General features: G+C 59.3%; 13 protein-coding genes and 1 pseudogene. 6 read left to right on the forward strand and 8 right to left on the reverse strand.

Annotated elements, in window-relative coordinates:
• Positions 1-39 precede the first annotated feature (39 nt).
• Positions 40-801, forward strand: coding sequence for a tetratricopeptide repeat protein (locus FG381_RS11545; protein WP_226960288.1), 762 nt, complete (start codon positions 40-42; stop codon positions 799-801).
• A gap of 191 nt (positions 802-992) precedes the next feature.
• Here the strand turns inward: FG381_RS11545 and FG381_RS11550 are convergent, their stop codons facing one another.
• Together FG381_RS11550 and FG381_RS11555 are read right to left on the reverse strand one after the other, a co-directional pair.
• Positions 993-1,775 carry a peptidylprolyl isomerase gene (locus FG381_RS11550; RefSeq protein WP_139688926.1) on the reverse strand — a complete coding sequence of 261 codons (783 nt, stop codon included), beginning with the start codon at positions 1,773-1,775 and terminating at the stop codon, positions 993-995.
• A gap of 92 nt (positions 1,776-1,867) precedes the next feature.
• Positions 1,868-2,473, reverse strand: a complete 606-nt coding sequence (locus tag FG381_RS11555; protein WP_139688927.1) for a septation protein A — start codon at positions 2,471-2,473, stop codon at positions 1,868-1,870.
• 235 nt (positions 2,474-2,708) lie between these two features.
• Here FG381_RS11555 and FG381_RS11560 point away from each other — a divergent pair, with 235 nt between their 5' ends.
• The 4 genes and pseudogenes from FG381_RS11560 to FG381_RS11575 all read left to right on the forward strand — a co-directional run bounded on the left by FG381_RS11560 (position 2,709) and on the right by FG381_RS11575 (position 8,550).
• Positions 2,709-5,465, forward strand: a complete 2,757-nt coding sequence (locus tag FG381_RS11560; RefSeq protein WP_139688928.1) for a M16 family metallopeptidase — start codon at positions 2,709-2,711, stop codon at positions 5,463-5,465.
• 144 nt (positions 5,466-5,609) lie between these two features.
• Positions 5,610-6,155: pseudogene (locus FG381_RS11565) on the forward strand (NAD(P)H-dependent oxidoreductase); the annotation flags it as partial.
• Between the two features lie 83 nt (positions 6,156-6,238).
• Positions 6,239-6,664, forward strand: coding sequence for a GNAT family N-acetyltransferase (locus FG381_RS11570; RefSeq protein ID WP_139688930.1), 426 nt, complete (start codon positions 6,239-6,241; stop codon positions 6,662-6,664).
• Positions 6,665-6,849: 185 nt separating this feature from the next.
• On the forward strand, positions 6,850-8,550 hold the full coding sequence (locus FG381_RS11575; protein WP_139688931.1) for a restriction endonuclease subunit S domain-containing protein: 1,701 nt from the start codon (positions 6,850-6,852) through the stop codon (positions 8,548-8,550).
• A 76-nt stretch (positions 8,551-8,626) separates the two neighbouring features.
• On the opposite strand, the gene serB is transcribed toward FG381_RS11575, so the two are convergent.
• Both serB and FG381_RS11585 read right to left on the reverse strand, forming a co-directional pair.
• The gene (gene serB / locus FG381_RS11580; protein WP_139688932.1) at positions 8,627-9,511 is read right to left on the reverse strand and encodes a phosphoserine phosphatase SerB; all 885 of its coding nucleotides are present in this window, start codon (positions 9,509-9,511) and stop codon (positions 8,627-8,629) included.
• 236 nt (positions 9,512-9,747) lie between these two features.
• On the reverse strand, positions 9,748-11,166 hold the full coding sequence (locus FG381_RS11585) for a flavocytochrome c (protein ID WP_139688933.1): 1,419 nt from the start codon (positions 11,164-11,166) through the stop codon (positions 9,748-9,750).
• A gap of 329 nt (positions 11,167-11,495) precedes the next feature.
• Here FG381_RS11585 and FG381_RS11590 point away from each other — a divergent pair, with 329 nt between their 5' ends.
• The gene (locus FG381_RS11590) at positions 11,496-12,332 is read left to right on the forward strand and encodes a DNA-processing protein DprA (RefSeq protein ID WP_139688934.1); all 837 of its coding nucleotides are present in this window, start codon (positions 11,496-11,498) and stop codon (positions 12,330-12,332) included.
• 3 nt (positions 12,333-12,335) lie between these two features.
• On the opposite strand, the gene FG381_RS11595 is transcribed toward FG381_RS11590, so the two are convergent.
• The 4 genes from FG381_RS11595 to FG381_RS11610 form a co-directional block, all read right to left on the reverse strand.
• Entirely contained in the window at positions 12,336-13,271 is a 936-nt protein-coding gene (locus tag FG381_RS11595; RefSeq protein WP_139688935.1) for a DMT family transporter, read from the reverse strand.
• Between the two features lie 234 nt (positions 13,272-13,505).
• A complete protein-coding gene (locus FG381_RS11600; RefSeq protein ID WP_139688936.1) occupies positions 13,506-13,856 on the reverse strand; it encodes a cytochrome c3 family protein in 351 nt (116 codons plus the stop codon).
• 260 nt (positions 13,857-14,116) lie between these two features.
• Positions 14,117-15,667 carry an FAD-dependent oxidoreductase gene (locus tag FG381_RS11605; RefSeq protein WP_139688937.1) on the reverse strand — a complete coding sequence of 517 codons (1,551 nt, stop codon included), beginning with the start codon at positions 15,665-15,667 and terminating at the stop codon, positions 14,117-14,119.
• A 228-nt stretch (positions 15,668-15,895) separates the two neighbouring features.
• Positions 15,896-17,092, reverse strand: a complete 1,197-nt coding sequence (locus tag FG381_RS11610; protein WP_139688938.1) for a porin — start codon at positions 17,090-17,092, stop codon at positions 15,896-15,898.
• Positions 17,093-17,099: the final 7 nt, after the last annotated feature.

Consider the following 17,099-nt stretch of genomic DNA (forward strand, 5'->3'; position numbering starts at 1 on the left):
GGCCCCGTCAAATGCGCGAATTTTCTTTGGAGACCCCTGATGATCAAGTCGCTTTTCCTTCGGACAGCCCTCGGCGCCGTGATGGGTGCCGGGCTTATGACCCTCGGCGCCGCGCCGGCTTCGGCAAGCGTTGCCGACGGCGTCGCTCAGATCCAGAGCGAAAAGTACGCTGAAGCGATGCGCACCTTTAAGAAAGAGGCGGCGAAGGACAACGGCGACGCGATGTACTACATCGGCGACATGCTCCGCAGCGGACTCGGTCAGAAGGCGGCGCCGCTGGAAGCCACCATCTGGTGGGAAAAGGGCGCCTACCTTGGGAACGAAAAGTGCCAGATTGCGCTCTCTCACGCCTATCGAAACGGCATCGGCGTCAAGATGGATCCTCGCCAGGCTCTGATCTGGGACCGCGAAGCCGCGAAGAACGGTTCTGTCATTGCGTACAAGAATCTCGGCGACTATTTCGCTACCGGAAACGGTGTGGAAATTGACGAGAAGGAAGCGGCCAAGTGGTACTACCTTTCCTCAAAGGGCGGCTTCCCGGCGGGCTACGTTGCATTGGCCAACCTCCTGAAGGACGGCGCCGGCGTTGAAAAGAATCCGATTGCCGCCTACGTGCTTTATGAGGCTGCGTCGAAGCCCGTGAAGAATTTCGAGGCGGAAAGAAATGCCGCAGCCGATGCCCGCATCCTCGGACACAAGCTTTCGGCAGCGGACCTTGAACGCGCGAAGAAGCTCTCCGTCGAGGATGTGCTCGATAGCCTTGAGACCCTCAAGAAGCTGAGCGAAGAGCACGCCAAATAACTGAGCGGGCGCTGAAGCGCTTTCGCTTTTTTCCTGCGAAAAGCGCTTCACTCAAAAGGCAAACGGACGGTGCATGAACATCGTCCGTTTCTTTTTTCCGGGCTCCCGGAAATTTCTGGATATAGAAAAACGCCTGAAGACGGAAGCGTCTCAGGCGTTTTTCGCGAGGATCCCTGAGGAAGAACGTCCGATTACTGAACGTTGGCCTTCTTGATGAGGTCCTGGAAGTGCATCTGCACCTTCTGGTTGGCGAGCGCATTGCGGATCACCGGCTTCTGGCTCTCGTAGGAGGGATAGAGCTCGGCCTTGCGCTTCGCTTCAAGCTTCACGACATGGAAGCCGAACTGCGTGCGGATCGGGGACTGGGCGATTTCGCCGGGCTTGAGCGCAGTGAAGGAAGCGCCGAAAGCCGGAACGAAGGAGCGCGGAACAACCCAGCCGAGAAGACCGCCCTGGCCCTTGTTGCCGGTGTCTTCAGAAAATTCCTGAGCGAGCTTGCCGAAGTCGGCGCCCTTATTGAGGCGCGAAATCAGGTTCTTCGCCTGGTCCTCGGTCTTCACGAGAATGTGGCGGACCTGATATTCCGTGTCGCCGTAGGCGGCCTTGTCCTGATCGTAGGCCTTCTTGAGGTCGGCTTCAGAGACCGGGTTCTTCTGGGCCCAGTCCTGAGCAAGACCCTGGATGAGAATCTGATCGCGGGAATTTTCAATGGCGCGCTTCACGTCGGCCTTGTTGGCGATCTTCGCCTTATTGGCTTCCTGAAGGAGAACCGTCTGCTGGATGAGAAGGTTCTTGACCTGACGCTCAAGACCTTCGCCCGCGGGCTGACCGGACTGAACAGCACGGTCGTAAATGGCCTTCTGCTCCGCGACGGTGACGGTCTCGCCGTTCACCTTGAATGCCTTGAGTTCCGCGTTGGCGGCTCCGGCGATGAGAAGAGCGGCAGCGCCGAGAGCAATGACTTTCTTATCCATAGCTTTTGAATTTGAGTACTTGAAGGGACTCTGCTGTGCAGGGTGCGCCGGAAGGGCGCTCGCGCCAGAGGAGTAGCCGGGGAAATGTTCGGTCAATTCTGCCGTTCGGATGCTTGTCTTGTCATCCACACTGCAGCGGCAATTGTAAAAATCAATGTCAATCCGATCAGGCCGAAGAGCTTGAAGTCAACCCAGATTTCCGTCGGGAAGGAGTAGGCGACGATGAGGTTGAGGATGCCGACCACGATGAAGAAGCCGATCCACATCCACTGGAGCTTCCCCCAGGCGGCATCGGGCATGTCGATGGCGTTCCTCATGAGCGTGCGGATGAAGTTGCGGCCCGTGAAGCTGCCGAAAAGGAGAATGCCGCTGAAGATCCAGTAAAGAATCGTGGGCTTCCACTTGATGAACATTTCATTCTTGAGCCAGAGCGTCAGCCCGCCGAAGACGACGATGACGGCGAGGCTGATCCAGAGCATGGGTTCGATTTTGCGGCGCTTCACCTTCAGCCAGCCGATCTGCAGGAAGGTCGCCACGATGGCGGTGACGGTGGCGAGAAAAACCGGGGCGGTGGTTGCCGTAACGCCGTCTCCGATCAGGCTTCCCGCAAGGTCGATGGCTTCAGCAGGGAAGTGCTCCGCCCCTTTAAAGGCGGCAAAGAAGAGGATGACGGGAAAGATGTCGAAAAGAAATTTCATGCTTGAGGCCCATGCGCCTTCGGGAGCTTTGAGCGCATGGAGTGATTCTTTAATAGATCAAGGCCGCTAAGAATAGCCCAAAGTGCTTTTGCCTGAGCGCGTCGCCGGGTACCCGGAATTGCATCACGATGTCGCTTGCGGCAAAGCGCATTGGTAACATCTCGGAACCGAAATGGCTGGAGCAGAATTATCTCCTCCGCTAAGGTTTGCGCATCTATCTGAATAAGGTTCGAAGATGCAGATTTTCAAAAATATTCTGTGCGCCGCGCTTTTCGCATCTGCGGCGGCAGGGAGCGCCAGCGCGCTCGCCCAAGAGGAAAAGAACAAAATGAACGAACTCCCGACGCCATACGTCACGGTTGAAGGCATTACGGAGTACCGCCTCGCCAACGGCCTGAGGGTGGTGCTCTATCCGGATGCCGCCAAGCCCACGGCCACGGTCAACATGACCTACCTGGTGGGCTCGCGGCAGGAAAACTACGGCGAAACCGGCATGGCGCATCTTCTTGAGCACCTGATGTTCAAGGGCTCGAAGAACTATCCCAATCCGACGGCGGAATTCACCCGCCGGGGCTTCCGCATGAACGGCTCCACGTGGCTCGACCGCACGAACTATTTCGTGAGCTTCACGGCTACGGACGACAACATGAAATGGGCGCTCGGCTGGCAGGCCGACGCCATGATCAACTCCTTCATCGCGCAGAAGGATCTCGACACCGAAATGACGGTGGTGAGAAACGAATACGAAATGGGCGAAAACAAGCCCCTTTCCGTCATGATGAAGCGCATGCAGAGCGTGATGTTCGACTGGCAGAGCTACGGCCGCTCGACGATCGGCGCGAGAAGCGACATTGAAAACGTCGAAATCGCCAATCTGCAGGCCTTCTATCACCTCTACTATCAGCCGGACAACGCTGTTCTTACGGTGTCGGGCAAGTTCGACGTGAAGACGGTTCTCGGCTGGATCAATGAATTCTTCGGTCCCATCCCGAAGCCCGAACGCGTGCTGCCGAAGGAATGGACGGTTGAGCCGCAGGCGGACGGCGAGCGCGAGTTCTACATCCGCAGAAAGGGCGAGTCGCAGCTCGTTGCCGTCGGCTACCGCATTCCGTCGGCGCTTTCCGACGACTATGAACCCACGGCGATGGCGGCGGACATTCTTGCCGACGCGCCGAGCGGGCGTCTCTACAAGGCGCTCGTTGAGACCGGCATGGCTTCTCAGGTCTTCGGCTGGCCGATTGCGGCCCAGAAGCCTGGGTTTGTGATGTTCGGCGCCATGGTGAAGAAGGAAGGCGACATTCAGGCCGTGAAGACGAAGCTCGTGGAGGTGATTGAGAAGGCCTTCAGCGAAGCCGGCGTCACCGCAGAGGAACTCGCTCGCCAGAAGGCCGATCAGGAAACGATGTTCGAGCGCACGCTTGCGGACCCGGAAGAATTCGGCGTCGACATTTCCGACTACATTGCGCTCGGCGACTGGAGGCTCTTCTTTGCCGACCGCGAGCAGGTGAAGGCCGTGACGGCCGATGCCATCAACAAGGCTGCCGCAAAGTACTTCGTGCGCGACAACCGCGTCGTCGGACTCTTCGTTCCGACCGATGATCCGAAGCGCGCCGATATCGGACCTGCGCCTACAGCGGAAGAACTCATCGGCCGCTACAAGTTCTCGGAAAAGGGTGCGGAAGTTGAGGCTTTCGATCCTTCGCAGGACAACATTGACGCGCGCACGAAGATCGTCGACATGAAGGGCGTGAAGATTGCGCTCCTGCCGAAGAAGACCCGCGGCGAAACCGTCGTGGTGAAGATGCGCTTCAATGTCGGCAACAATAAGGAGCTCGCAAGGAGCGCCGTGCCGATGCTCGCTTCCTCCATGATCACGCGCGGCACGAAGACGATGACGCGCGAGCAGATAGAGGATGCCTTCACGAACCTCAAGATGGAAGGCTCGCCCTTCAGCTTCACGACGGACCGCGAGCACCTGGGCGATGCTTTGAAGCTCGTCGGACAGCTCTTTACCGAGTCGACTTATCCGGAAAAGGAATTCGAAACGCTTCGCCAGCAGACGATTGCCGGCATGAAGGCGCGTTCGGACGAACCTTCGACGAAGGGGCGCGATGCCATTACGGCGCACTTCAATACGTATCCTGCGGGTGATGCGCGTCATGCGCAGCTTTCCACCGAAGTGACGGCGGACCTTGAAAAGGTGACGCTCGCCGAGGTGAAGGGCTACTACGACCGCGTCTTCGGTCTCGGCAAGGGCTATATCGCCGTTGTGGGCGACTTCGATCCGGAAGCGGTGGCGAAGGCCCTTGAGGCGGACATTGTGGCGAGGAAGTCGGCCGAGGTTCCCTTCGAGCGCGTTGTGGCTGAATATCGTCCGGTCGAACCCGCCCGCTTCGTAATCGATACGCCTGACAAGGAAAACGCGATGCTCTTTGCCCGCGTTGATCTCCCCGCGTCCCTCACCGACAGCGATATGCCTGCGCTCATCACGGCCGACTGGATCATCGGCGGCTCGGACGGGCTCTCGAACCGCATCGTCAACCGCCTGCGCCAGAAGGAGGGCCTCTCCTACGGCGCGGGTTCCGGCATCACGCTTCCCTCCTTCGGCAATCGTGCCAAGTGGTCGGTTGGCGCCATCGTGGCGCCGCAGAACCTCGCTCAGGCAGAGAAATCGCTTCGCGATGAGCTCGCCCGCGCCTATCGCGACGGCATCACGGAAGAGGAGCTCGCTGAGGCGAAGCGCGGCATCATTCAGTCCCGTGCCGTCAACCGCGCTCAGGACGGCCTCATTGCCTCCAACTGGGTCAACAACCTCGAGATCGGCAAGACCTGGCAGTTCTCGAAAGAGACCGAAGAAGCCGTGATGAAGCTCACGGTCGAGGACGTCAACAAGGCCCTTCGCCGCTTCTGCGATCCTGAGAAGCTCACCTTCGCGCTCGCGGGCGACCTGAAGAAGGCTCAGGCCGCCGGGAAGGACTTCTCCAGACAATAAGCTTTACGCCGGGCGGAACTTTCAGTCAGAAGTTCCGCCCCCCTGAGAGTTTCCCCTCGAAGACATTCCCGGCACTTCAAACTGTCGGGAATTATTTTTTTATAAGAACGCAACCATAGGATTTTCCGATGAAAAAAAGTTCTTGTCATCAACGGTCATCCCAATTTCAAGGCTTCTTTTGCCAACCAGGCGATTCTTGAAGAGTTGGGGAAGCTTCTCCCTGCCGTCAAAGTGCATGCACTCTCCGGAGCAAGAGGCGAAAAAGGCTTCAATGTTCCCGAAGAGCAGAAGCTTCTGAGGGAGGCGGATATTGTCGTCTTCGACTTTCCCGTCTACTGGTTCTCAGTTCCGGCGCTTCTCAAGGAATGGTTCGATGAGGTCCTCACGCACGGATTTGCCTATGGTACGAGCGGCACTGCGCTCAAGGGAAAGACTGCGGTCTTCTCCCTCACGCTCGGCGCGCCGGAAGATTCCTATCGGCGAGACGCCGCGCTCGGCTACACCGTGAAGGATCTCCTCGCGCCGCTTTTTGCGACGGCGACCTACTGCTCGATGAAGAATGCCGAGCCCGTCTACTCCGCCGGAATGCTCTACATTCCGGGCGTAAGCACGGATGAGGATCTCGCGGCCGTTAAGGCAAAGGCGAAGGAGCATGCGGAAAGACTCGCGCATCTTCTGAAGACGCTCTGACCTCCAACATTATTTTGCGAGCGGGCCGCTTCTTCCAGTGGAAATGCGGGCCCGCCTGCTTCTCTATTCCTGAGAACCTCTCCATGGAAATATCAATCGAAAAAGGCTCCTGGAAAACGCTCGAGCACCCGGCTTCGGCTGTGCGGCTCATGGTTTTCGTGGCCGAGCAGAAAGTGCCGAAGGAAGAGGAGATCGACGCGCTCGATCCTGTGAGCACGCATTTTGTCGCCAGGGACTCCCGGCACATGGCGGTCGGCACGGCGCGATTGACGCCGGACGGACGGATCGGCCGCCTCGCCGTCCTCAAGCCTTTCCGGGGACGCGGCGTCGGCGCGAAGCTCCTTGAGGCGGCGCTTGACTGCGCCCGCAATAGCGGCCTCAGGGAAGTGACGCTTCATGCGCAGGTCCATGCCCGCGGGTTTTATGAAAAATACAGCTTCGAGGCGGAAGGCCGCGTCTTCGACGAATGCGGCATCGACCACATTCTGATGCGGCTTCGACTTTGCTGATTGCGCTTTGAGAGATCTCCCGATACTCTTTTTCCGGTACTATCGTAAGCAGAAACTATTTAGTATTATTTTGTTCACTAACATATGGGGGATTAACCCCTAGTGAAGGTTCGTCCGGCAGTCTGGAGAGGCCAATCGGGCTCCGCAGCGCCGGAAGCGTTTCTCCCGGTCAGAAAGAGCGGTACATGGAAGCAAAAAAAACGGGTGCAGCAGACACCTATTGGCAGACTTTTTCCAAGCAAACGAGGCTTGACCCTGAAGTTCAGCTCGTTTTGACGGCAATCCTCTACGTTCGGGCGGAGCGCGGCGAGGTCCCGGAAATTACCTTCCGGGGGACTGGAGAATTCAGCAGCCTTGCCTGCAGCGCTCTGCCGGAACTCAGACAGTTTTCCTGGTCGATTGCAGTTCCCGATCAGGAAATTTCCTGGAAGCTTCCAAAGGAGCTCATGCGGAATCCGGCGAAAACCCTTGAAGCCTTTCTGCGCCTCAATGGACGAACCTACATCAGAAAGTTTTCGCTCCGCCCGGAGCTCGTTGATGAGATTGCCGGATGGCTCCTTGAAGAAGATCCGCATGCGCCCTTCTGGATCGTGGGTGAAGAGCGCGCCTTTCTCTCCGGCGCCCGGAGTCTTCTTGCCGGCCGCACCGTTCGCTTTGCGACGATTTCAGAGCACCTGGCGCTGCTCTTTACCGTACTCAAGGCTTACGGGTTTGATGCCGGAACGGAACTTCTGAAGCCCGGCGCCATTGATCTCTCAACGCTCGACGGGCCCGTCGTCACGATCCCTGAGCCCAATATCGAAGGGAGCCATCCGCCGGTCGGAAGATATACGATCGACGAACTCAACTACGCCGATGCCCTTCTGACGAATCCCTCGCGCGTCGTGGCGATTCTTTCGGGCGGCACGCTCTATCGGGCGCAGGGCGAGGATGAAAAGCTCAAGACCAAATTCCTGAGGTCCGGCCGCCTGACGCGCGTCATCTCCTTCCCGTCGGCAACGGGCGTTGAGTCCGGCATTGAAACGCTGGGTCTTCTTCTCTGCGAGAAGATCGGGCGCGAGGGCGCTCTCGTGAATCTCATCTCTGTTCCGAGGCTTCGCTATACGCGGCGCCCCTGGCCCGATGATTTCCGGGAAAGCGTTTCGCTTGCAATGCGGGGAAAGGAAGCAGAGGGCATTGACCTCGTGAGTGCGACGAACCTCACGCTGCTCAATGACCGCTGCGTTCTCACGACGACAAGCCGCGTGGAGACGCCGGGAGACGAAGAGATTGACCGCCTCCTGGAGGAGCGGGGCTCCCGGCCGCTTTCGACATTTGTTGAACTGGTCCGCTGCCATGCGGTGGGGCCGGATTCCGACTCGGCGGACGAGAAGGACGTCGTTTACGAAGCCATTCCGAACGACATCAATGAGTGCGGGATTCTTCGCCGTCCCAGAAAGCGCATTCGGATTGATCCGGATGACGGCACCCAGGCGCGCCGGATTGAAAAGCAGACGATCCGGCCGGGCGACATCATTTTTACGCAGCGCGGACGCATCGGGTCAATCGCGCTTGTCGACGCCATCCCCAGGAAAGAACGCTGGGTGGCCGGCCAGCTCTTCGTCATCCTGAGGCTTCGCGCGGATAGTCCCGTTCGATCTCCAGCATATCTCCTGCGCTACCTTCAGTGCGAACCGGTATGCGGACGATATGAGCGCATGTCGAGCAATACAGCCGTGCCGCAGGTGCGTACGGAAGAGCTCGAAAATCTTCTGATTCCGCTTCCTGATCGCGAAAAGGGCGTTGAAGAGGCTGAGGAAGCTTTCCGCAAGCTGAAGCGCTATTCCAAGGAAATGGAGGAACTGCGGGTCAAGGCGGAAAAACTTCTGAGGAGCCTGACCCTCTGATGAAATCGGGCGGGAGATCCCATTTGAGATCGCCCGCCCGAATAGTTTCTGGCGACTGGAAGTCCTGCCTCACGAATTACGCGAAGGGGAGCGCATCCCTCCAGGATTCGCGGAAGAAGAGCATGATGGCGTCAAGCCCTGAATGATTGATGCGGTAGCGCGCGAGCTGCTGCACGACGGGCTTGGCATGGAAGGCAACGCCGAGACCCGCCGCGCGAATCATTTCGACGTCGTTCGCGCCGTCGCCGCAGCAGAGGACTTCACTCAATGATGCCCCGTGGAGCTGCGAAAGCACTTCAACCGCGCGGCGCTTGCCTCTGGCGTCAAGAATTTTGCCGCCTGCAGGGCCCGCAACTTCGCCGGTAAGGAGCCCGTTTTCAATGACGAGTTCGTTGCTGACGGCCCCCGTCATGCCGAGCTTCTTTGCGATGGGTCGCGTGATGAGCGTGAAGCCCCCGGAGACGACATAAAGCGCAAGACCGTTGCGGCGGGCGAACTTCATGAGGACTTCAGCGCCGACAGAGAAGCGAGCCGCCTCCACCGAATGGTCCACGACGCTCACCGGTGCTCCTGCGAGGAGCTTTACGCGGCGCTGGAGGTTTTCCGCAAAGGGCCATTTCCCTTCCATGGCTTCACGGGTCATCCGGCGCACTTCATCAAGGCACCCTGCAGCAAAGGCCATGTCGTCGATGCACTCGTTTTCGATCAGGGTGCTGTCCATATCGAAGAAGAATGCCTTGAAGGATTTGATGCTGAGGCCTGCGGGAAGAACAAAGAAGTCGGCGTTGTGCCGGGCGGCTTCCTGCTCGAGATGCGAGAGATCCGCATCATCTGGCACATCCTCAAGGCGCAGCGAAGGTTCGGACGGACGATAGAGCGTGCGTGCGGGGTGCACTTCATGCGTGAGGTCGAGGAGCAGATCGTGCTCCAGCTCAGCTCCGGTGATCACAATGTCGAGCATGGGTGGAATTCCTTTTTGAATTTCTTAATGCGCGGCCAGTCATCTCCGCGCGGGATGTCTGAGGAGTCTAGCGCAGTCGCCCGGCAATGCAAAAGAAACGAAAAGCCCGCGGTTCCAAAAGAACTCGCGGGCTTTGCGATCGTAAGCGACCGGTGCGGGTTTTGTTTCCTGCCCGAAGCTTTCAGAGGCCGTGCATCCTCTTCATCGAGCAGGAAGCCATGCCCGCAGGGCAGACATTACTTCTTCTGAGCGTCGAGCTGACGGGCGAAGATGAAGGCCTGCTGGCCGGCGATGCGGCCGAAGGTCACGATGTCGGCCTGAGCGTTGCCGCCAAGGCGGTTGCCGCCATGGACGCCGCCCGTGACTTCACCGGCAGCGAAGAAGCCCGGAATCACCTGGCCCTTCACGTTGTAGACCTGGGTGAGCGGGTCAATCTTGATGCCGCCCATCGTGTGGTGGACAGCCGGGGTGACGGCGATCGCGTAGAAGGGGCCCTTGTCGAGGTCGCGCGGCATGTCGGCGCGGCCGAAGGCATCCTTGTTGGCAGCCTTGCCGGCCTTCCAGGCGTCCATCGTGGCCTTGAGGTCAGCAGCCGGAACGCCCATCTTGCCGGCGATCTCGTCGAGCGTAGCGCCCGTCAGGCAATAGGGCTGCTTGATGTAGCCGTTCGTCGCCTTGAGGGACTTCTGCATGTCGGAGTCGAAGAAGAGGTAGGCGATGCCGTCCTTCTGCTTCAGGATGGCGGCGGAAACCGCATCGCGCGTCTGAAGTTCGTTGAAGAAGCGCTTGCCTTCCTTGTTGACGAGGATGGCGCCGTTGCCGCGGACGGCTTCGGTGATCATTTCGCCAACCTTAGGCACAACGGTCGGGTGCGTCTGAATCTGGTCCATCTGGATCAGGTTGGCGCCAATCTTCTCAGCAAGGAGAAGGCCGTCGCCCGTGGCGCCCGGATGGTTCGTCGTGGCAAAGCCCTTCAGGCGCGGCACATACTTCGAAACGAGTTCGTTGTTGGCGCCGAAGCCGCCGGCAGCGTTCACGACCGCCTTGGAGTGGATCGTGTAGGTGCCGTTCTTATCCTTCACCTGGATGCCCGTCACGCGGCCGGTCTTGTCCGTGAGGATCTTGGTGGCCTGGGTGTTGGTGCGGATGTCGATCTTCTCAGCCTTGGCAGCCGTGTAGAGGGTGCGGACAACTTCCGGGCCGACGAGCGCGCCGCCGGTCGGGCGGTGCGTGCGCGGGAAGGTGGCGCCGGCCATCAGGCCAACGTCGCGAAGGTCGCCGCCGTGGGCGAGGAGCCAGTCAACGGAAGAGGCAGACTTCTCGGCGAGCGTGCGGACGAGCGCCGGGTCGTTGAGCCAGTGGCCGCCCTTCATCGTATCGAAATACATGATTTCGACGGAGTCCTTCGTGCCCTTGGCCTTCTGCAGAGCCGTTTCCGTGGCGTTCAGGCCGCCAGCGGCACGGACGGTGTTGCCGCCGACCATCGCCATCTTTTCAACGACGACAACCTTGGCGCCGAGTTCGTTAGCCTGAACAGCAGCCGAAAGGCCGGCGCCGCCCGCGCCGATAACCGCAACGTCGACATTGATGTCTTCAGCGGCACCGGCAGTTCCGAAGCAGGCCATGACGGCAGCGGCAACCAGAATCTTCTTCATCTTTTCTTTCCTTTTGAGGTGCGGGACTGCGCTTTGATGGAGCACAGCTCCCAATAGAGTATGAATCCCTTAGGATCCAACCTTCGGCAGAATGTTAACCTGAAAAAAAATGGATGACGAGAAGTAAGACGACGTTACTATCTCTTTAAGAGTATTGCTGAATCAGAAATTGAAGAGATTTTGATACATGTAAAAGAGAAACTCTGTCCTTAACGGTGAAAATTTAAGGAATGCATTACTTCTCCTCTTTTGAAATGCGTATAAACCCGCTTATCCGCAGTGGGCATTTCTGTTGAAGCAGCTAGTCCTTTTTTCGGAGGAATCGAAATATGCCGTTGCTCTCCCGTGAGGATTTTCAGGCGCTCTATGCACTTGAGCGCGAAGCGGGCTCGGGCCTGAGCGTTGCTGAGCTCAGAAAGGAGCTCTCGCTGACGTTTCCCGAAGGCGCCCGCGTTCTCACGCGCGGTTCGGAAGACTATCCGCAGGCGCTTGACGCTCTCGCAGATCCGCCGAAGGTGCTTTGCGCCCTGGGGGACCTGACGCTCCTCGATCGACAGCTTCTTGTTTCCATTGTGGGCTCAAGAAATGCTTCTTCCGAGCGGTGCGAAGCCGCATCCTTCCTGGCGTCCGATCTTGCCGCGAGAGGCGCCGTCATTGTCTCCGGGCTTGCGGCCGGCATCGACCGCGCCGCGCACGAAGGGGCGCTCGCCGCATGGACGAATGAATCCCGCCGCGGGCGCACGGCGGCAGTGCTCGGTACTCCGCTTTCCTTCCCCTGGCCGCCCGAGAACGCAATGCTCTATGAGGAAATCGTCGCGACAGGGCTTGCGCTTTCCGAGGCGCCGCAGGCTGAAGGCCGGCGCTTTGATCCCAATGAGCGGATGAGGTCGCTCAAGCACCGCAACCGCATCGTGGCAGCGCTTGGCACCGGAACGCTCGTCATGGCGGCGGCTCCCGGGTCCAGTACGCTTATTGAGGTTGACTATGCGCTCGGTCTCCGCCGTCCGGTCATCCTCTGGCACGAGTGCGCGAATGAACCCTGGGCGAAGGAGCTTCTTGCCCGGGATCTCAGGGACGGCGACGGCCGTGCGCTTGTTGCGGTCGCCCGGGATGCGGTTGAAGTGGAGGAGATCCTTTCGCCCTGGAGCCGCGTCTGGTGGCTTTAAATCTCAGTGTTTCCTCTGGTGAGGCAGCTGCCTCACCTGGACCATGAGAAGGCCTGCGAGCATCAGGAGCGATCCCGCGATGAAGGCCGGACCGATGGATTCGCCGAGGAGCAGAACAGAAAAGAGGACGCCGAAAAAGGGCGTCATGAAGACGAGGACGCCTAAGCGCGCGGCGAGATAGATCTTGAGCATCTGGCACCAGACAAGGTACGACGCAAAGGAGACGATGAAGATCTGAAAAAGAAGACTCGCCCAGGCGACCGGCGTCCCGATGAAGGTCGCCTGGCCGGTAAGGAAGGCAATGGGCGTGAGGGTTGCCGCCGCGAAGATGAGCTGGGAAAAAAGCATCTGCGTGGGGGCGGCGTTGTTCATCGTCGTCGCTCTCAGGAACACGGTCGTGAGTCCCCAGGAGACGCCCGAAAGAAGGCCGAGGAAGTCGCCGAGTATCCAGAGCTCGCCCCCGGTCGATGTTCCGGCTAGGAAGGCGGGGACGAAGAAGGCCGTCACGATGCCCGCAAAGGCCACGAAAAGTCCGGCCCACTGAATGAAGGAGAGACGCTCCTCGGGGAGTCGAATCGAGAGCCCTACGGCAGCAAAGAAAGGCGCCGTATAGAGAAGCACGGACATGTGGGATGCGGTCGTGAACCGGAGGCCTTCGGCCACGAAGAAGAATTCACCCACAAAGCCGAGGCCCACGAGCGCGACGTCGCGGAACCTGACGTTCCAGTTCCATTTCTCATGGAGAAAGAAGCGGTTGGCGATGAGGAGCAGAACCGCAGCCGCAGCGGAGCGCAGGCCAACCTGCAGCATGGGACTGATGTCCGTCCCGGCAGCCTTGATGGCAGTCTGCTGCATGCCCCAGGTCATGGAGAGGAGAACGCAGATGAGAAAGGCGCGAAGGTCGATGGGCCGGCGGACGGGAGCAGTTGGGAGAGCCATGACTGAAGGCAGGCGGAGAAAGTCTGAAGGTAAAGAGCGCAACTATACGCCTCGCGCTGAAGTCTGCTTAGTCACGGGATGTCTTTTGCCGGTTTGACGGAGTCTCGGGAAGCGCTTTCCCGCAGATGCATCTGAGAGATTGAGGAGCAGCGCGCAAAAAAAAAATCCCGCCGAAGCGTTTTGCGCCGGCGGGAATAGAAGAAAGGAGAGAAGAAGGAATTGGGTTCCGTGCGGTTACTTCACCTTGAAGTCGAACTCGTGGCACTGGTTGCAGTAGTTTTCGCTTTCCTGATGCATCAGGTGGCAGTTCGTGCATTCGAGCGTGTCGCCGTAGTGCGGCGAGACATGCGGATTGGTGGGCTTGACGTTCTTCGTCTTCGCAACGAGCTGCTTGGTATTGTGGCAGCCCGTGCAGGTTTCGATCGTCGGCATCTCGGGATTCTTCATGTCCTGACCGTGGCAGGTCTGGCACTGAAGGCCGGCTTTGATGTGCTGTTCGGCGAGCTTTTCGCCCGCCTGAGCGGAAGCGGCGCTGCCGAGCAGGATGGCCGTGGCAGCAACGGCAGTAAGGAGAGAACGGAGCATTCTGGGGCCTGATGGGAAGGTTATTCGGAAATCAAGGAGGGTGATGAAGTCCGGATCCTTGGCAGGAGCTATTCCGAATTAGTTGATTTTTAATGAGTTTCGCTAACGAACCGAGGGTTTCGTCAGGGAATAAGAAAGCCGGGCGCCCGGGAAGGGCCCCGGCTCGCAAGGTGATTCAGCCGGTACTTTTGAAGAATTGCTGCCCGGAGAGGCGGAGAACTCTCAGCTCTCCGGGCAGAACCTCAAAGGAAGGGGCTCGATTACATCTTGGCGAACTCTTCACCGGCGATCATGCCGAAGGTGAGAGCATCGATCACGGCCACCGTGCCGAGACGCGAAGCGCCGTGCACGCCGCCCGTCACTTCGCCGCCGGCGAAGAGGCCCTTGATCGGCTGGTGCGTCGTCGCGGAAATGACCTGAGCCTTTTCGTTGATCATGACGCCGCCCATCGTGTGGTGGATCTTCGGAGCGACTTCAATGCCGTAGAACGGAGCCTTCGAAACATCAAGACCGTTGCTGAACTTGAGGTTGCGGTGGAATTCCGGATCCTCGCCCTTCTTGATGAACTCGTTGTAGCGGGCAACCTGTTCAAGGAACGGCTTCTTGTTGATCTTGAAGTAGTCGGCGAGCTCTTCGAGGGTGTTGAACTTCTTCACCGTGCCCATTTCGAGCGGGAGCTTGACGAAGTTCGGGTTGATCGACTTCACGATCGCATCGTCAGCGATGGCGATCGGGTAGTTTTCATCAGCGCCGATGACCTTGAAGAGCGCGTCCGACTTGATCTTGCGGCCGGCGTGTTCGTCCATGAAGCGAAGACCCGTCTTGCGGTCGACGACGATGCCGTAGTCCATGCAGGCATGGTTCGTGAAGTTGACGGAAACGCCGAAGCCCTTTTCACGCGGGTTGGTGTAGGGGAGGAACTGCAGCCAGCAGAGCTGGACCGGAGCAGCGCCGATGCCGAGGGCCTTCACGAGAACGCCGGCCGTGGCGCCAGGCTGGTTCGTGGAGTCCGTGGTCGGGACAACGCGCGGATCCTGGACCTGACGGAACCAGATGTCGCGGGAGAAGCCGCCGGCGGCGAGCATGACGCCCAGCTTCGCGCGGACAACCTTCTGCTTGCCGGTCTTGTTTTCGAGGTCGTCGGACTGGAGCTTCTGGTTGAAGCGATAGCCTTCGCGGTAGGTGATGCCGACAACGGCGTCGCCGTCCATCACGAAGTCATCGAACTTGGCGCGGGTGAGAACCGTGACGTTCTTTTCCTTCTTGATGGCTTCGTACATCGGACGGATGTAGCCGGAGCCCGTGCCCGCCTTGATTTCATAGGAGCGCGGAACCGAGTGGCCGGCTTCGAAGAGCATCTTGTTGGGAACGAATTCAGCGCCGGTTTCCTCAACGAACTTGATCGTGTCGTTGCAGCGGTCGGCAATGACGCCGAGGAGGTTCGTGTAGTTGAGGCCGAGACCATCCTTCAGACAGTCTTCAATGAAGAGTTCCTTGCTGTCCTTGATGCCCTGAGCCTTCTGCACGGGGTTGACCGGGCAGGCGACGTTGCCGCCGCAGATGGCGGAGTTGCCGCCGACGACCGGCATCTTCTCAATCATGAGAACCTTCTTGCCGCCGCGGGCAGCCTTGAGGGCGCAGGCCATGCCGGCGAAGCCGGAGCCGATGATGACGACGTCGTACTCGGCGTCAAACTTCTTCACCTGGGCAGCAGGAATGCCGGCATTGGCGACAGCGCTCGCCATCAGAGTGGCGGCCATGGCAGCACCGGTCTTGAGGAGGCTGCGGCGGGCGAGATTAAGTTCGGACATTGTGTTTTCCTTTGAAGGTTGATGGAAATCGCCGCAACGGGCGACTTCCGGATCCGCTTGCGGAGAGGTCAAATCCGCATCCGTGATGGAGGTAATTCTGAAGGATCTCTGAAAGCGTGCGGCTATACCTTGGTATAGGCGGAAAGGAAAACCGGGCGTAAAAAGCCCGCACGGGCCTATGGCGTCCGTACGGGCTTGAAGCAATGACGTGCCTCGCGGCGGCCTTCGTCAGAAGGCGATCGCCATGCCGGCTGCCGCCTGCCATGTATCGTGGTCGATGTCGGCGCCGCTGCGCTCCATCCGCTCTGCCGTATAGGCGCCGCCCGCATAGACCAGCGCCTTTTTGCTGAGCGGGAAGATGTACATCGCAATGAAGCCGTACTTTTCAAGGTCTTCTTCGAAGGCGGCTTTTTCCGTTGTCTTTCCGGCGTTGAAGATTTCGCCGTCCGCCTTGCCGTAGAAGACCGCGGCCTGAATGTTGGCGCCCGGCGTGCCGGGCATGTTTTCAAATAGCGCCCCGACCGTGGTGCTCCAGCCGTCAAACTGCCCGATGACCCCGCTCACGTTGTGCTTCGCGAGGTAGTTGGCCGAGAGGAAGCTCGAAGCCCCCACCCAGTTCCAGACCGTTTCGTTGCGGCCGAGCTGGAAGCCGAGGTAGGGCGTAACGTCGCCGATCTTGTAATTGGCGCCGAAGCCCACGGAATAGGCGTCGCCGAGACGCGGGTCAGCCGTGCTCGAACGCATGATGGTGTCGGCCATGACGACCGCCTGGAGCGGCCCGCGGTCGAGCGTGATTGCGGCCGAAGCGTAGCGCTCCGCGTCGGCATTCCCTTCTAGTCCGGCGCTTGAATTGGTTTCAAACGAGTACTGGAGGTAGGCCTTGGCGCCCGCAAAGTCGGGCGATACGTAGGTCACCATGTTGTCGTAGACGTTTCGCGTGAGCCAATAGAAGCCCCCGTCAAGGGCGTCGCCCCGGAGCGTCAGCTGATGGTAGGCGCCGATGCTCCCCGAGACCGGGCCGATGCGGCCGAAGGCAAGACGCCCGAGGTCGCTCTCGAGATAGAGCTGCGCCTCGCGGTCGAAGATCCGGTTGGCGGTTTTGAATTCCCCGGAGTCCGTCATGATGCCGCTCTCAAGCACGAATCCGAGGCGAACGCCGGGAGCGAACTCTTCGGAACCCTTGAGACCGAAGCGGGAGCCGTAGTTGATGCTCGATTCCATCACGAGCGAACCGGCAGAAGCCGTGCCCTGGTACTCGTCCTGAAAGCGCCCGCCCTGGTTCTCGAGCCGGTCATGCGTATAGAGAAAGCCCGTATCGAGAACGCCGTAGAGCTGAACGTCCGCTGCCTGAGCGGCGCCCGCGCAGAGAAAGGCTCCGATCACAGCCAGCGACTGTTTGGTTTTGAAGTTGGAGAAGAGGTCCATGATCAAG

This window comes from Sutterella faecalis, from assembly GCF_006337085.1.
GTDB classification, from domain to species: Bacteria; Pseudomonadota; Gammaproteobacteria; order Burkholderiales; family Burkholderiaceae_F; genus Sutterella; species Sutterella faecalis.

Bases quoted from the DNA above. Each gene is read 5' to 3' on its own strand.
- FG381_RS11550 (WP_139688926.1), bottom strand. From the start codon at position 1,775: ATGGATAAGAAAGTCATTGCTCTCGGCGCTGCCGCTCTTCTCATCGCC.
- FG381_RS11555 (WP_139688927.1), bottom strand. From the start codon at position 2,473: ATGAAATTTCTTTTCGACATCTTTCCCGTCATCCTCTTCTTTGCCGCC.
- serB (WP_139688932.1), bottom strand. From the start codon at position 9,511: ATGCTCGACATTGTGATCACCGGAGCTGAGCTGGAGCACGATCTGCTC.
- FG381_RS11545 (WP_226960288.1), top strand. From the start codon at position 40: ATGATCAAGTCGCTTTTCCTTCGGACAGCCCTCGGCGCCGTGATGGGT.
- FG381_RS11570 (WP_139688930.1), top strand. From the start codon at position 6,239: ATGGAAATATCAATCGAAAAAGGCTCCTGGAAAACGCTCGAGCACCCG.
- FG381_RS11585 (WP_139688933.1), bottom strand. From the start codon at position 11,166: ATGAAGAAGATTCTGGTTGCCGCTGCCGTCATGGCCTGCTTCGGAACT.
- FG381_RS11610 (WP_139688938.1), bottom strand. From the start codon at position 17,092: ATGGACCTCTTCTCCAACTTCAAAACCAAACAGTCGCTGGCTGTGATC.
- FG381_RS11605 (WP_139688937.1), bottom strand. From the start codon at position 15,667: ATGTCCGAACTTAATCTCGCCCGCCGCAGCCTCCTCAAGACCGGTGCT.
- FG381_RS11590 (WP_139688934.1), top strand. From the start codon at position 11,496: ATGCCGTTGCTCTCCCGTGAGGATTTTCAGGCGCTCTATGCACTTGAG.
- FG381_RS11560 (WP_139688928.1), top strand. From the start codon at position 2,709: ATGCAGATTTTCAAAAATATTCTGTGCGCCGCGCTTTTCGCATCTGCG.
- FG381_RS11575 (WP_139688931.1), top strand. From the start codon at position 6,850: ATGGAAGCAAAAAAAACGGGTGCAGCAGACACCTATTGGCAGACTTTT.
- FG381_RS11595 (WP_139688935.1), bottom strand. From the start codon at position 13,271: ATGGCTCTCCCAACTGCTCCCGTCCGCCGGCCCATCGACCTTCGCGCC.
- FG381_RS11600 (WP_139688936.1), bottom strand. From the start codon at position 13,856: ATGCTCCGTTCTCTCCTTACTGCCGTTGCTGCCACGGCCATCCTGCTC.